At 46.5% G+C, this 15360-nt stretch carries 10 protein-coding genes and 1 other RNA gene; all 11 read left to right on the top strand.

All coding sequences use genetic code 11. The annotated features are described in order from the left end of the window. The coding region (gene rfaE2, locus VIM91_RS08615; protein ID WP_331864411.1) for a D-glycero-beta-D-manno-heptose 1-phosphate adenylyltransferase at positions 1-991 on the top strand (991 nt) is incomplete at its 5' end. After that, a complete protein-coding gene (locus tag VIM91_RS08610) occupies positions 988-1548 on the top strand; it encodes an SIS domain-containing protein (RefSeq protein ID WP_331864410.1) in 561 nt (186 codons plus the stop codon). The genes rfaE2 and VIM91_RS08610, both read left to right, overlap by 4 nt. 45 nt (positions 1549-1593) lie before the next feature. Beyond that, positions 1594-2598 (top strand): glucokinase, encoded by a 1005-nt coding sequence (gene glk / locus VIM91_RS08605; protein WP_331864409.1) that lies wholly within the window; start codon positions 1594-1596, stop codon positions 2596-2598. A 41-nt stretch (positions 2599-2639) separates the two neighbouring features. Further along, positions 2640-3905 (top strand): glucose-1-phosphate adenylyltransferase, encoded by a 1266-nt coding sequence (gene glgC / locus VIM91_RS08600; RefSeq protein WP_331864408.1) that lies wholly within the window; start codon positions 2640-2642, stop codon positions 3903-3905. Positions 3906-3986: 81 nt separating this feature from the next. Continuing rightward, the gene (locus tag VIM91_RS08595; RefSeq protein ID WP_331864413.1) at positions 3987-5666 is read left to right on the top strand and encodes a glycoside hydrolase family 57 protein; all 1680 of its coding nucleotides are present in this window, start codon (positions 3987-3989) and stop codon (positions 5664-5666) included. Positions 5667-5725: 59 nt separating this feature from the next. Further along, a complete protein-coding gene (malQ, locus tag VIM91_RS08590) occupies positions 5726-7087 on the top strand; it encodes a 4-alpha-glucanotransferase (RefSeq protein ID WP_331864407.1) in 1362 nt (453 codons plus the stop codon). Beyond that, a complete protein-coding gene (glgB, locus tag VIM91_RS08585; RefSeq protein WP_331864406.1) occupies positions 7084-9255 on the top strand; it encodes a 1,4-alpha-glucan branching protein GlgB in 2172 nt (723 codons plus the stop codon). The genes malQ and glgB overlap by 4 nt, the downstream gene beginning before the upstream one ends. 59 nt (positions 9256-9314) lie before the next feature. After that, positions 9315-10787 (top strand): glycogen synthase GlgA, encoded by a 1473-nt coding sequence (gene glgA, locus VIM91_RS08580; protein WP_331864412.1) that lies wholly within the window; start codon positions 9315-9317, stop codon positions 10785-10787. Continuing rightward, entirely contained in the window at positions 10788-13286 is a 2499-nt protein-coding gene (locus VIM91_RS08575; RefSeq protein WP_331864405.1) for a glycogen/starch/alpha-glucan phosphorylase, read from the top strand. It abuts the gene before it with no gap. Positions 13287-13374: 88 nt separating this feature from the next. Beyond that, an RNA gene (gene ffs, locus VIM91_RS08570) (signal recognition particle sRNA small type) lies at positions 13375-13471 on the top strand. A 74-nt stretch (positions 13472-13545) separates the two neighbouring features. Further along, the coding region (gene dnaX / locus VIM91_RS08565) for a DNA polymerase III subunit gamma/tau (RefSeq protein ID WP_331864404.1) at positions 13546-15360 on the top strand (1815 nt) is incomplete at its 3' end.

The following is a 15360-nucleotide window of genomic DNA, read 5'->3' as shown; positions in this document are numbered from 1 at the left end:
CGATTACGCGAAAGGTTCATTGCAATATATTGAGACTATGATTGAAGCCGCTCGTGAAGCCGGTGTGCCGGTTTTGATAGATCCAAAAGGGCAGGATTTTAGCCGCTACAAAGGTGCGACCTTGATTAAACCAAATCAATCGGAGTTTGAATTGATTGTGGGGGAATGTGCTGACGAAACCACCCTTATTAATAAGGCGCAAAATTTAATTGAAGAACTGGATTTACAAGCCCTTTTGGTGACACGAAGTGAACATGGGATGGCGTTAATTTCCAAGCAAGCCAAGCCTTATTTATTACGTTCTCAAGCACAAGAAGTGTTTGATGTGACCGGTGCGGGTGACACGGTTATCGCCACCTTATCGACCGCTATGGCGGCGGGCTTAACTTGGCAAAACGCGACCCATTTAGCGAATGCGGCGGCGAGTATTGTGGTGCGCAAAGTCGGCACCTCGACCGTATCTAAAGCCGAGTTAGATAATTATTTACAAACGGTAATGCGCCATAAAGGTTATGTCGCGCCAAGTGAAGACGAGCTGTTGGAGCTAGTCACGCAATCTCAATCACAGGGTGAAAAAGTGGTGTTTACTAATGGCTGTTTTGATATTTTGCATAGTGGTCATGTGCGTTATCTAAATGAGGCGGCTAAGTTGGGCGACCGTTTAATTGTGGCGGTGAATAGCGATGAATCGGTACAAGTCTTAAAAGGCCCAAGTCGTCCGGTCGTGCCGTTAGAAAGCCGTATGGAATTACTGGCTGCGCTGAGTTGTGTGGACTGGGTGGTACCGTTTAACGAACAAACACCTGAGCGTTTAATCTGCAAAATTAGGCCGAATGTCTTAGTTAAAGGCGGCGACTATTTGCCCGAACAAATCGCGGGTGCGCAATGTGTTTGGGACGCGGGTGGGCAAGTTGAGGTTCTGTCTTTTTGGGATGGCTTTTCAACCAGTCATATTATTGAGCGGATTGCACAGTCGGAGGAAACCTTGTGATTGATTTTGATCAGGCGCGAGCACAACATTTGCAAGCAATTGACTCGGTGTTTGCGCAGACCGATCGCATTAATTCGTTAATCGAGCAGGTTGTCCGGAGTTTACAAACCGGTGGTAAGGTTCTGTGGTGTGGCAATGGTGGCAGCGCCGCTGATGCACAGCATATGGCCGCCGAATTGATGGTGCGTTATGTCAAAAACCGTCGCCCTTTGGCCTCGATTGCCTTAACCACTGACAGCTCAATATTAACGGCACACACGAATGACTTTGAATTTGAAAGCGTGTTTGCTCGTCAAGTCGAAGCGCTTGCCAAACCCGGCGATGTTTTGATGAGTTTATCAACGTCCGGCAATAGTCGAAATGTGGTGTTGGCTCAACAACAGGCCAAAAAAATGGGCGTGTTTTGTGCCGCCTTAACTGGGGCGCAACCTAGTTTGCTATCGGCGGAAGCCGATTTGGCATTTCAGGTGAATTCAAATGAAACTGCCCGAGTTCAAGAAGCGCATAGTCTAATCAATCACTTGTTATGTGAGGGCCTAGATCAGGTGTTTTCATAACGCGTTCATTTCTTATTAGCGGTTAATAGAGTCGATGGGGGTGGGATGTTGATTCTAGCAGGCGATATTGGTGGCACTCGATCACGGCTTCGGGCGCTGGATGATTCAAGTTCAAATCCGCTCGTCATAGAGGCGGTGTACGATAGCGCGGCTTTTTCATCCTTACGCGACATTATTCTCGATTTTTCTCATCAACATCACATTTCACACTACGACTATGCTTGTTTAGGTTTGCCTGGCCCAGTTCAACAACGCCGAGTCAATTTAACCAACTTGCCTTGGGTGGTAGATGCCGATCAGCTTCAATCCGATTGTTCGATTCAAACGCTTCAATTAATCAATGATTTCCAAGCCGCCGCCTATGGCATTGAGACTTTATGCGACGAGCAACGATGCTGTTTGCAAACAGGGCAAGAGCGCCCGCATGCGCACCGCTTAGTGGTTGGCGCGGGAACAGGGCTGGGTGTGTCGCCCATCGTTTTTGAGACAGGTCGTTATGTTCCGCAAGCGAGTGAAGGTGGACATATGGATTTTGCGCCTATCAATGCCGATCAGCTGACTCTGCTTAAATGGTTGTGGTCCATCTGGCCACATGTATCTTATGAACGCATTTTGTCGGGTGCCGGACTAGAAACGCTATATGCGTTTTATGCAGGCTTGTCACACCATAATCACCAGGCCTGGTTGAACGCAGAAACAATTCAAAAACGGGCTGAGCAGAACGATTTCATCGCGCAAAAAACAATTGAAACCTTTGTGGAAATTTACGGTGCCTATATTGGTAATTTGATTTTATTGTGGCCGTCTTATGGCGGTGTGTATATTGCGGGGGGAATTGCGAGTAAGATAAGATCATGGATGCAGCAAAATAGTTTTTTGGACGCATTGCATCATAAAGGTCGAATGGCCTCTTTGGTGCAAAAAACACCTATTTATCTGGTTATGGATGAATCCCTAGGTTTGCAAGGCGCCACCAATTATGCACGTTTTGCCTTAAATGCATCGGCGGCTTCAATCGCCCAGTTTAATAAAGCCGTTTCGAATAATTAGGGCACAGCATTAATTTAACGTTAGATTGGTATGAGGTTGTTATGAAAAACTACACCGAAACAAAATCGGCAACGGATTTAACTCGTAAAACACTGGCCCTGGTGTTGGCGGGTGGGGAAGGTAGTCGTCTAAAAGATTTAACGCGCTGGCGCGCCAAACCAGCGGTACCGTTTGGCGGTAAATATCGCATTATTGATTTTGTCCTGTCTAACTGTGTGAATTCCGGAATTCGTAAAATTGGTGTACTGACCCAATATAAGGCCCACTCCTTAATTCGTCATGTGCAGCGTGCCTGGAGTTTTATGCGTTATGAAGTTGGAGAATTTGTTGAGCTATTACCGGCGCAACAGCGTGTGGATAAAGAATGGTATAAAGGCACGGCGGATGCGCTTTATCAAAACTTAGATATATTGCGACGTCATACCCCGCAATATGTGATGGTGTTGGGTGGCGATCATATTTATTCGATGGATTACAGTAAGATGTTGGTCGAACATGCCGCTTCTGGCGCCGATGTGACAATCGGTTGTATTGAAGTGCCACGCATGGAAGCCACTGGGTTTGGGGTGATGTCGGTAGACGAATGTTATCGTATTACAAAATTTACCGAAAAACCTAAAGACCCTGAAGCCATGCCAGGCAAGCCCGACAGGGCTTTAGCATCCATGGGGATTTATATTTTCTCAACCGAGTTTTTATTCCAAAAATTGATTGAAGATCATGACAATCCCAACTCCTCCAATGACTTTGGTAAAGACATTATTCCCGCGATTATTGATGAATGGCATGTGCGTGCCTATCCATTTGTTGATGAAGCAGGTGAGCCAGTTTATTGGCGTGATGTCGGTACCTTAGAATCCTACTGGAAAGCCAGTTTGGATTTATGCTCCATCACGCCAGATTTAAACCTATACAATCGTGATTGGCCAATCTGGACTTATCAAGCCCAACTGCCGCCGGCTAAATTTACTTTTGATGACGAAGGGCGTCGCGGTGAAGCGATAGATTCGATGGTGTCGGCCGGTTGTATCTTATCGGGTGCACGTGTTAAGCGTTCTGTGATCTCGAGCGGGTGTTTTTTACACAGCTACAGTTTGGTAAAAGACTCGGTGTTATTGCCTCGTGTAGAGGTTGGCCGTAACTGTCGAATTCAAAATGCGATTATCGACAAAGGCTGTGTGATTGCCTCTGGTACCGTCATTGGTGAAAACCGCGAAGAAGATGCGAAGCGGTTTTATGTAGACGAACATGGGTTAGTGTTAATTACGCCTGATATGTTAGGGCAGTCCGAACACTTTACGCGCTAATGTTGGTTTATTATTTTCAATAAACAAGGCTAGGTTGTTTTGGAACACACAAAAAAAATTAAAGTCGTATTATGTTGGCATATGCACCAACCCCATTATCGAGATGGCTTAGACGGTCGTTATCGATTGCCGTGGGTGTATTTGCATGCAATCAAAGACTACACCGATATGGTGGCCTATTTGGAAGCCAATCCCGAAGCGAAAGTGGTGGTCAACTTTGCGCCAGTGTTACTTGAACAGTTGGATGATTATGCTGAAAAAATGCAGGCCTGGTTATCCAACGCACAACCCATGCCAGATGACTTTTTAAACTTGCTCGCGGGAATCGAACTGATCCCACAAGATTTAGCGGCGCGCAAAACACTCGTGCAAGCTTGTCAGCGAGCGTTTGCTCCTACCATGATTGACTCTTTACCCGCCTTTCGACACTTGATTGACATGATTCGTCCTTTTGCGGTTGATAGCGAGGCCTATGACCAGACCTTAATGTATTTAAACGATGGTTTTTATGTGGATTTACTGGTTTGGTATCACTTAGCCTGGACGGGGGTGAGTGTGCGTCAGCAGGATGCACGTATTCAGCAACTGCTGCATAAACAGAAAGGGTTTGATTTAGCCGATCAACGTTTATTGATTGAAGCGATGGCGGATAATTTGCAGGCTATTATTCCTCGATATCGCCGCCTGATGGAACGTAATCAAATAGAGCTGTCGATGACGCCTTATGGTCATCCGATTGTGCCGTTATTAATTGATTTTGATTCGATGCGTGACGCTTTACCCAATGCGCCTGCGCCACAATCTCCTGCTTACCCTGGCGGTTATGAGCGCGCTTGTTGGCATATGGAACACGGTCTAGAGGTGTTTGAAAATCATTTTGACTGCAAACCGCAAGGGGTTTGGTTATCCGAAGGCGCGATCAGTAGTGCTTCCATTGGGTTATTGGATCATTACGGGATTAAATGGACGGCTTCTGGCGAAGGTGTATGGCGCCATTCCTGCGAAGCTTCGCATTTGGATACGCATGACATGGCGTCTAAACGTGCGCTTTATCAGCCTTTACAACATGCGACCCAAAATTGTGCGATTTTTTTTCGCGATGATGGTTTGTCGGATTTAATTGGCTTTCAGTACAAAGACTGGAACCCTGGTGATGCGGCGAATGACTTTGCCCAGCATTTAACTAATATCGCTAATTTCTTGGGTGATCAGGTCGAAGAGCATGTGGTGAGCGTGATACTGGACGGTGAAAATGCTTGGGAATATTACCCTGATAATGCGTTTCATTTTTTAACCGCCTTATATGACCGATTAACGCATCACCCAACTATCCAAATGACGACCTTTAGTGAGGCATTGGAACAAGGTGTGACAGTGCGTCATCTACCCAGTTTAAAAGCCGGTAGCTGGGTTTATGGTTCGTTTTCGACTTGGATTGGAGAACCAGAAAAAAACCGAGCTTGGGATTTATTGGTTGAAGCTAAGGCGGTTTATGACCAAGTCTTACAAAGTGGCGAACTCAGTGAATCAGAAGCTTCACAAGCGACGGAACAGTTAGCGGTATGCGAAGGCTCAGATTGGTTTTGGTGGTTTGGCGATTACAACCCGAGTGAGAGTGTAAAAGAGTTTGATCAACTTTATCGCCGTCATTTAGAAAAGCTTTACGAGTTGCTTAAGGTGCCGATTCCAACCGACTTAGCGATCCCTATTTCACAAGGTGGCGGTCAGATGGAGAATGCCGGTACGATGCGTCGAAATTGAACCTGATCTAATGTGAGACATCGACAGCGAAACAAGGTAATGAATAAAAGAGGCATGTTATGACCAGATCCGCCGGCGTGTTATTGCACCCGACCTCCTTACCCAGTGGCGTCCTCGACTACCAGGCCTGGTTGTTTTTAGAGTGGATGCTAAAAGCCGGCTTGTCGATTTGGCAAGTGCTGCCCTTAACCGCACCGCATGATGACGACTCACCCTATCAAGCTTTGTCGGCTTTTGCATTAAACCCCAAGTTGTTGCCTAAAAACTGGCAAAAACAACTCGACAAAAAAGCCTTTGAAGCCTATCTAGAAACGCCGCCCCATTGGTTAGAAGATTATGCTTTGTTTATGCTACTGCGCGAAGAATTTAACCACCAGGCCTGGTCGGATTGGCCGCAAGCTTATCGTTTTCGCGAGCCACAAGCGCTTAGCCAATTTGCCGACCAACATGCTGAAGCGATGCGACAGATTAAAAAACAACAGTTTTATCTCGACTATCTATGGCAAAAACTAAAGTGTGATGCAAATGATAAGGGGGTTGAACTGTTTGGTGATATGCCCATTTTTGTCGCTTTCGACAGTGTGGATGTGTGGGCGAATCCATCTCAATTTAAGTTAGATGAAAACCTGCAGCCCTATGTGGTGACTGGTGTGCCCCCCGATTATTTCTCGCAAACCGGTCAGCGTTGGGGGAACCCACATTACAACTGGTCGGCGATGCAACAAGATGGATTCAATTGGTGGCGTCGGCGTATTGAGCATGCGTTGAGTCAATTTGACCTACTAAGAATTGACCATTTTCGGGGCTTAGAGTCCAGTTGGGAAATTAATGCCAACGAGCCGACTGCTATGAATGGTAACTGGGTCAAAGCCCAGGGTGAGGCTTTGCTGAGTTTTTTACAGCAAGAATTTGATCCTTTACCTTTAGTGGCGGAAGATTTGGGTATTATCACGCCAGAAGTGGTAGCGTTAAAACAGCGTTTCGGTTTGCCCGGCATGTCGGTGTTGCACTTTGGGTTTAGCGGTTTACCCGACAATCCTCATGCACCGAATAGTTTGGTTGAACATTCGGTCGTCTATACTGGCACTCACGATAATGACACCAGCTTGGGTTGGTTTAAAAGTTTAGAACCCAGCACGCAGGATTGGGTGTTATCACAGTTGCCAAGCCAAGCTGGAGATTGGCCTTGGCCCTTGATTCTGGCGGCAATGCAGTCGCCCGCGGAGCGTGTGATCATCCCCATGCAAGATTGGTTAGGACTCGATTCGCAACACCGCATGAATATCCCGGGTACCACTGAAAAAAACTGGCGCTGGCAGTTTGATTGGGATGACCTGCCTGATGATTTAGAAAAACGAATTTATAAGTGGGTTAAACAAACGCAACGTTTAAATGACACCCAAAGAGCATTAAAAGAATGAACTCAATCTCATCATTAATAGCGCGTTTAGAGCAAGGGCGATTACACGATCCGTTTCAACTATTAGGTCGCTCGCAAGAGGGCCCGAATTGGCTGATTCGAAGCTGGTTGCCGAGCGCAACTCATGTGACTTTGGCCGGCCAGTATCCAATGCAAGCCTTAACCGACAGTGGGTTGTTTGAAGCATATTTAACTCACCAGCAGTATCAGGATTTAGCCCCACATTATGCGCTTGAGTGGCAAGAAGCGGATGGTCGAACTCATACTTCAGTTTGTCCTTATAGCTTTGCGCCGCAATTAGGTGAATTAGATTTACACCTATTTGCCGAAGGTCATCACTGGCAAATTTATGAACATATGGGCGCACACCCCAAAATAATTGAAGGTATTCAGGGCGTGCAGTTTGCGGTTTGGGCGCCGTCTGCAGAACGTGTATCAGTGGTAGGGGACTTTAATGCATGGCATGGTTTGCGTCATCCGATGCGTTCTCGCGGTAGTTCGGGCGTTTGGGAACTGTTTATTCCGGGTTTAATGCCGGGTGATCATTATAAATTTGAAATTCGTAACGCCACCAGTGGTGGGATTATGACCAAGTCCGATCCTTATGCGCGTGCGATGCAGTTACGTCCTGATACCGCCTGTTATGTTGAACAATCTAACCACCAGTGGGGCGACCAAGCCTGGTTGGAGAAACGTGCCAGTTTTGATTGGGCACACCAACCCATTAACGTGTACGAAGTACATTTGGGCTCTTGGCAACGTGACGATGCGGGCGGCTTTTTAAATTATCGTGAGCTGGCCTATCGTTTAGTCGATTATGTAAAGTGGATGGGCTATACCCATATCGAACTTTTGCCGATTACCGAACATCCTTATGATGCCTCTTGGGGTTATCAAACGACAGGCTATTATGCCCCCACGAGTCGGTTTGGTTCACCAGATGATTTCCGCTTTTTTGTCGATCACTGCCACCAAAATGGCATTGGTGTGTTTTTGGATTGGGTGCCGGCGCATTTTCCAAAAGACAGTTTTGCGCTGGCGCGTTTTGACGGTACGGCTTTATATGAGCACGAAGATCCGCGTTTAGGTGAACACGCCGATTGGGGCACGTATATTTTTAACTTTGGCCGCAACGAAGTCCGAAACTTTTTGATCGCGAATGCCTTGTTTTGGTTAAAAGAGTTTCATTTGGATGGTTTGCGTGTGGATGCGGTCGCTTCGATGCTTTATCTGGACTATTCACGTGAACCGGGTGAGTGGTTGCCCAACATTCATGGTGGCCGAGAAAATTTGGACGCGATGGCGTTTATCCAGCAACTTAATGCCGAAGTGCATGCCCAGCAACCGGGTGCGTTGGTGATGGCGGAAGAATCGACTTCTTGGCCAATGGTGTCGCGCCCAACTTGGATGGGAGGCTTAGGTTTTTCGATGAAGTGGAATATGGGTTGGATGAACGATACGTTGGATTACTTCCAGAGAGATCCGATTTATCGCCCTTATCATCACAACCAATTAACTTTCAGTCAAATTTATGCTTATAGTGAAAACTTTGTATTGCCGCTTTCGCATGACGAAGTGGTGCACCTAAAAGGTTCGCTGGCCGCCAAAATGCCAGGGGATGACTGGCAGAAAATGGCCAATTTACGTTTGTTGCTGGGGTATCAAATATTACACCCAGGTAAAAAACTGCTGTTTATGGGGTCAGAGTTTGGTCCCTGGTCAGAGTGGTCAGAAGCGCAAGCTTTGCCTTGGCATTTATGCGATTACCCCAACCATCGCGGGGTGCAATTAATGGTGAAAGATTTAAATCACTTATATCGAGACGAAGACGCCTTGCACCAGTATGATTTTGAAGCCAAAGGATTTGAATGGATTGATTGCGACAATAACGAACATTCTATTTTGAGCTTTGAACGTCGCTCTGAGAAAGCATGCTTGATTTGTGTGTTTAATTTTTCGCCAGTGCCACGCGAAGCTTATCGGCTTGGTTTGCCGCAGGCGGGGCGTTATCAAGAAATCGTCAATTCCGATTCGTCCATTTATGGCGGCAGCAATATGGGAAACAAGGGCTGGCTTGAAGCCACCAATCAAGCTTGCATGAACCGTACTGCATCGGCTGAATTGGTATTGCCGCCACTTGGTTTTATTGTATTAAAACACCAACCTTAAGCACCAGGCCTGGTACTTAAGGTTAAAGCGTGACACAAAAGTTAGAGAATCCAAAGAATATGAAGTTAGTTTTTGCCACCTCTGAAGCGCATCCATTAATAAAAACCGGCGGTTTAGCGGACGTATCCGGTGGTTTAACCACCGCGTTAGTCGAACTGGGTCACCAAGTAAAACTGGTATTGCCCGCTTATCAAGCCGTATTGGATAAGGTGAGTAAAGTCAGTGTGCTCTCTCAGTTTGAATTAGATGGCGCTGGGCGTCGTCTTAAAGTTCGGCTGTTAAGCGCGAAAGTCGCCGAATTGAAAGCCAATGTTATTCTGGTGGATATTCCTGAGCTGTTTAATCGGCCAGGTAATCCTTATCTGGCGGCCGATGGCAAAGACTGGTGGGATAATGGTGAACGCTTTGGCGTATTTTCAAAAGCTGTGGTCGAAATTGCGATGGATCGAGTTGGGTTAAACTGGAAAGCAGATGTGGTGCACGCAAATGACTGGCAAACCGGCTTGGTTCCGGCCTTGCTAAGCCTCGAAAAATCAAAACCTCGCAGCTTGTTTACGATTCATAATATGGCTTATGCAGGGTATTTCCCCAAAAGCCTATTTGAAGGTTTGAAACTACCCTGGAAATGGTGGACGATCGAAGGCATTGAGTTTTACGACCAAATGTCGATGCTTAAAGCGGGCATTCAAATGGCTGACTGGGTCACAACCGTGAGTCCATCCTATGCCAAAGAAATTTGTTACCCAGAGTACGCTTATGGCTTTGAAGGTGTGTTAAATCAGCGCCAACAACAAGGGCGTTTGGTGGGTATTATTAATGGCATTGACGACCAAGAATGGAATCCAGCTACGGATCAATATATCTCCTACAACTATTCGGTCGACAAAGGTCGGGTGAGTGCCAAAAAACGCAACAAGGAATTGTTACTCACCTTGTTGGGTGATAGTGAACCACAAGCTCACTTGGATATTCCCTTGATTGGCTTTGTTGGCCGATTGGTTGAGCAAAAAGGCGTCGATTTAATTTTACAAGCTTTGCCTGACATTATAGATAACCATGCGGTTCAGTTTGTGTTTGTCGGGTCGGGTTCAGACTATTTTGAAAAGCAGTTAACCCGCTTAGTTGGGCGTTATCCAGGTCGGGTATTTGTTCATATTGGGTATTCCGAAACCCTCGCACATCAAGTTGAAGCCGGCGCGGATATGTTTTTAATGCCATCACGCTTTGAACCTTGTGGTTTGAATCAAATGTACAGCTTAGCTTATGGCACGCCGCCGATAGTTCACCATACTGGTGGTTTAATTGATACAGTGGTTAATACCACCAAACAAACCCTAGCGGATAAAACCGCCACGGGTTTTATGTTTTTTGACCCAAATCCGCATGCATTACGCGCCACGATTTTACAAGCACTGAGTTTATACAAAAAGCCACGCAGTTGGCAGCAAATACAAAAAACGGGGATGCAGCGAGCCTTTAGTTGGAAAAAAAGCGCTCAGGACTATATCAAATTGTATGCTAAGGAGCTTTAGATGAGCCAGCAAGAACAAACCAGTTTGGACGCGATAAATAAGCGAGTTCGCAAGCGTCTTACCAACGATAAGGCCGGCCTAGAAACCGATTTTTTACATTATTTACAGAATAATCTTGGGCGTGAACTCACTTCCGAAGTTGACTATAAACTAAAAGCGTTAGCTTATGTTGTGCGCGATCGTTTAATGGGCAACTGGAAGCAGACCTGGTTGCGTTATCGTGAGAATACAAGCAAACGCGCTTATTATTTGTCGATGGAGTTTTTAATCGGACGCTCCTTAGTCAACAATATGCTCAACCTGGGGATGGAGGACCAGGCAGGCGAAGCTTTGCGTGAATTAGGGTTATCCATCGAAGAAATTGAAGAAGCCGAAATTGATGCGGGTTTAGGTAACGGTGGTTTAGGTCGATTAGCCGCCTGTTTTATGGACAGTTGCGCGACCTTGCAATTGCCAGTTATGGGTTACGGCTTGCGTTATGAATATGGCATGTTTCGCCAGCGTATCCAAAACGGCTTTCAGGTTGAAGAGCCTGATCACTGGTTAGGTTTTGGTTTTTATCCTTGGGAAGTTCAACGCCAAGAATACACGCGAACCGTGAAATTTGGCGGCTATTGTCGACCTTATACTGACCCGCATACCGGACATTTAATTGTACACTGGGAAAACGACGAAGAAGTGCTGGCGGTGCCATTTGATGTGCCGATTCCCGGTTACAAAAATCACACGGTCAATACCTTGCGTTTATGGGATGCGGCGGCGGATGAAGAATTTAAGTTGTCGGAGTTTAATGCCGGCTCCTACTTTGAAGCGGTCGCCGCCAAAAATGAAGCCGAAAATATAACGATGGTGTTGTATCCAAATGATACCAGCGAAAACGGCAAAGAACTCCGTCTGCGACAGCAGTATTTTTTAGTTTCGGCCAGTTTGCAAGATGTGGTTCAGCAGTGGGTTAAACATCATAATGCGGATTTCTCACGTTTTGCCGAATCGAATGTTTTCCAGTTAAATGACACCCATCCGAGTTTAGCCGTAGCGGAACTCATGCGTTTATTAGTAGATGAACGACACATGGCTTGGGATGAGGCTTGGGATATTGTGAGCCACACCATGGCTTACACTAACCATACTTTATTACCTGAGGCGCTTGAAAAATGGTCAGCTGATTTGATGCGTAAATTGCTGCCACGTCCACTCGAGATTATTGAAGAAATTAACCGTCGCTTTTTAGCCCAGGTCGCACAAAAATGGCCAGGGGATATGGAGCGTCAGCGTCGATTGTCTATTTTTGATGAGCACGGCATGGTGCGTATGGCTTACCTAGCCATTGTCGGCAGTTTCTCAATCAATGGCGTCGCTGCGCTACATTCACAATTGCTAAAAGAAGGCTTGTTTAACGACTTCTATCAGCTGTGGCCAGAACGCTTTAATAATAAAACCAATGGCGTCACCCAACGTCGTTGGTTAGCCGGTTGTAATCCAGGGTTGCGCGACTTATTGAATGAAACGATTGGCGAAGAATGGGTGACTGATTTAAGTCAACTGAGTCAGCTAGAAACCTATTTGCAGGATGTGAATTTCCGCCAAAGATGGACCCAGGTGAAACTGCAAAACAAGCAGCGTTTAGCCGACTTAATCAAAAAAGATACGGGTTTAGTCGTGAATCCTGAGGCGATGTTTGATGTGCAGGTAAAACGCATTCACGAATACAAACGTCAACTACTGAACGCGTTACACGTAATTCATTTATATGCCCGCATTAAACGCGGCGATAATCAAAATATGACGCCTCGTGTGGTGATTTTTGGTGGTAAAGCGGCACCGGGTTATCAGATGGCGAAAGCCATTATTAAGCTGATCAATAATGTGGCTCAAGTGGTTAATAATGACCCGGAGATTGGCGATTTGCTTAAAGTCGTGTTTATTCCAAACTACCGTGTCTCGGCGATGGAGGTGATTTGTCCAGGTACGGACTTATCCGAACAAATTTCTACCGCCGGTAAAGAAGCCTCTGGCACCGGTAATATGAAATTTATGATGAACGGTGCGGTCACGATTGGTACTTTGGATGGTGCAAATGTTGAAATTCGACAAGCGGTTGGCGATGAACATTTCTTTTTGTTTGGTTTGCAAACCGAGCAGGTGCAGGATTTGATTGGTCGTTATCAACCACAGACATACATTGATAACGATGCCGACTTACAGGCGGTATTAAACCTGTTGGAAGTGGGGCATTTTAATCAGTTTGAACCTGGTATTTTTGATGCTATTTTAGCGGCCATTAAAAACCCACAAGACGAATGGATGACCCTGGCCGATTTTCGCAGTTATATCGAGGTTCAAGAACAGGTTGCACAAGCCTATCAAGATACCGAACGTTGGGTGACTATGAGTATTATGAATTCGGCGCGTAGCGGGGTGTTTTCAACTGATCGCACCATGAGCGAATATAATCGAGATATCTGGCATTTAAAGCCGATTCAGGTACAGGCTGACTGATTGTCTGTGTTTTTGATTCGGCTTTCTGCTACAATAAGCCCACTTTTTAACTAGCTCTGCTATTTAAAAGTTTTCACTATGGTGACGCTATTCGTCCCCTCGCGACGCTAAGTTGGGAACTCCGCCAGGTCCGGAAGGAAGCAACGGTACCTTCTGATGCGTGCGCCGAGGTAAGGCGGGTAGCGTTGCCTCCATATTTTCCTCCCGCCCAAGTTTAAAGCACGTTAAAATAGTCTAAATTCTGATTCTGGATGCCTTCATGAGTTATACCGTATTAGCACGTAAGTGGCGCCCAAAAAACTTTAGTGAACTGGTGGGCCAAACCCACGTTATGCAGGCTTTAGCGAATGCGCTAGACCAGCAACGTTTGCATCACGCCTACCTGTTCACCGGCACACGTGGGGTGGGTAAAACCACGATTGCACGTATCTTTGCCAAAGCCCTCAACTGCGAGCAAGGCATTTCATCAACACCTTGTGGGCAGTGTTCGGTATGTCAATCCATCGATGACGGGCGTTTTGTCGACTTGATTGAAGTCGATGCCGCCTCTCGCACTAAGGTCGAGGATACTCGTGAGATTCTGGATAATGTGCAATATGCGCCGACTCAAGGGCGCTATAAAGTCTATTTGATTGACGAAGTGCACATGTTGTCCAAAAGCAGTTTTAACGCCTTGTTAAAAACACTAGAAGAACCACCTGAGCACGTAAAGTTTTTACTCGCGACGACGGATCCACATAAGTTACCGATTACTGTTTTATCGCGTTGTTTGCAATTCAACTTGTTGCGATTGACCAGTACTCAGATCCAAAATCATCTTGCTCATATTTTGCAACAAGAACAGCTGGATTATGAGCCTAATGCGTTAGCGTTAATTGCAAAAAGCGCGGATGGATCGGCGCGTGATTCTTTGAGTTTATTGGATCAAGCGATTGCTTATTGTGGTGGTCAGATTCAGTTTGAAGCCGTGCGCTCAATGTTAGGATTAGTCGATCAAGGGCTGGTTCAGGCCATTTTACAAGCGCTTAGCGAAGACTCAGCGCAACAGGTAAAACAAATATTACAAACGCTGGCGAGTTTAGGGGTCGATTATGTCGCCTTAGTGAATCAGTTGTTAGAGGTCTTACATCAAATCGCTCAGGCGCAGATTTTGGGCGAAGCGCTGGAAGATGGACTCTTGCCAACCGACATCCTGGCCGATTTTGCCAAGCGTTTAAGCCCTGAAAAAGTTCAATTACTTTATCAAATTGGCTTGTTAGCGCGCCAAGATATGAAATTAGCCCCCGATGTTCGTATCGGCTTTGAAATGACCTTATTGCGTATGCTAGCGTTTGATCCAAGCTCAGGCGGTTCGGCTTCATTAGGTGGACAACCAGGCCTGAAACAGCCAGCAGCGACCGCACCGAAACCAGCACAAACTTCTGCCAGCGGGCGTCAAAGTGTCGCCGAATTGTTGAAAGCGGCACAAGTAAATGAAACGCCACCCAATTTTCAATCGGTTCCGCAAGCGGCACAAGCCCATGAGCCCGCGGCTTCGAAACCAGTCGAGCCAAGTCGTGCTGAACCGGTGGCCGACTTAAGTTTGTTTCCTGATCTGCAAGCGCGTGTGCAAGCGCCTAGTGTCGCCACACCGGCTGTCAGTGCGCCAATTGAAACTACAGCGGTTGCGGAGTCTGAACCTACACATTTGACAAGTAACACCATGTCTAACTCAGTCGCACCGCCATCCGCTGATATCGCACCGGTTCAGACGTCTGTTCAGCCGGATCCTATGCAGTCGGTAACACCTCAAGTGTCGAATCAGACAGATTGGATGCCAGCGTTTGAGGAACCTGCAGAGCTAGCTGGGAATAATCAAGCGCAACCAACGCCAGAACCTGTTTTAATGTCTACCAGGCCTGGTGGTTCAAGTAGCACAAACCAATCGCAACCTGTGCAGGCTTGGATGGATATGATTCAGCAGTTAGGCTTGGATGGCATGGCGTTAGAATTAGCGAGACACTGTGTATTGGTCGATGCCAACCAGCAGGCCTGGTGGTTAAGTGTGCATCCTGAAGAGGCACATGCCAAAACC

It is taken from the genome of Thiomicrospira sp., from assembly GCF_036568485.1.
Lineage (GTDB): Bacteria > Pseudomonadota > Gammaproteobacteria > Thiomicrospirales > Thiomicrospiraceae > Thiomicrospira.
This window is presented reverse-complemented; position numbering and strand designations above follow the sequence as displayed.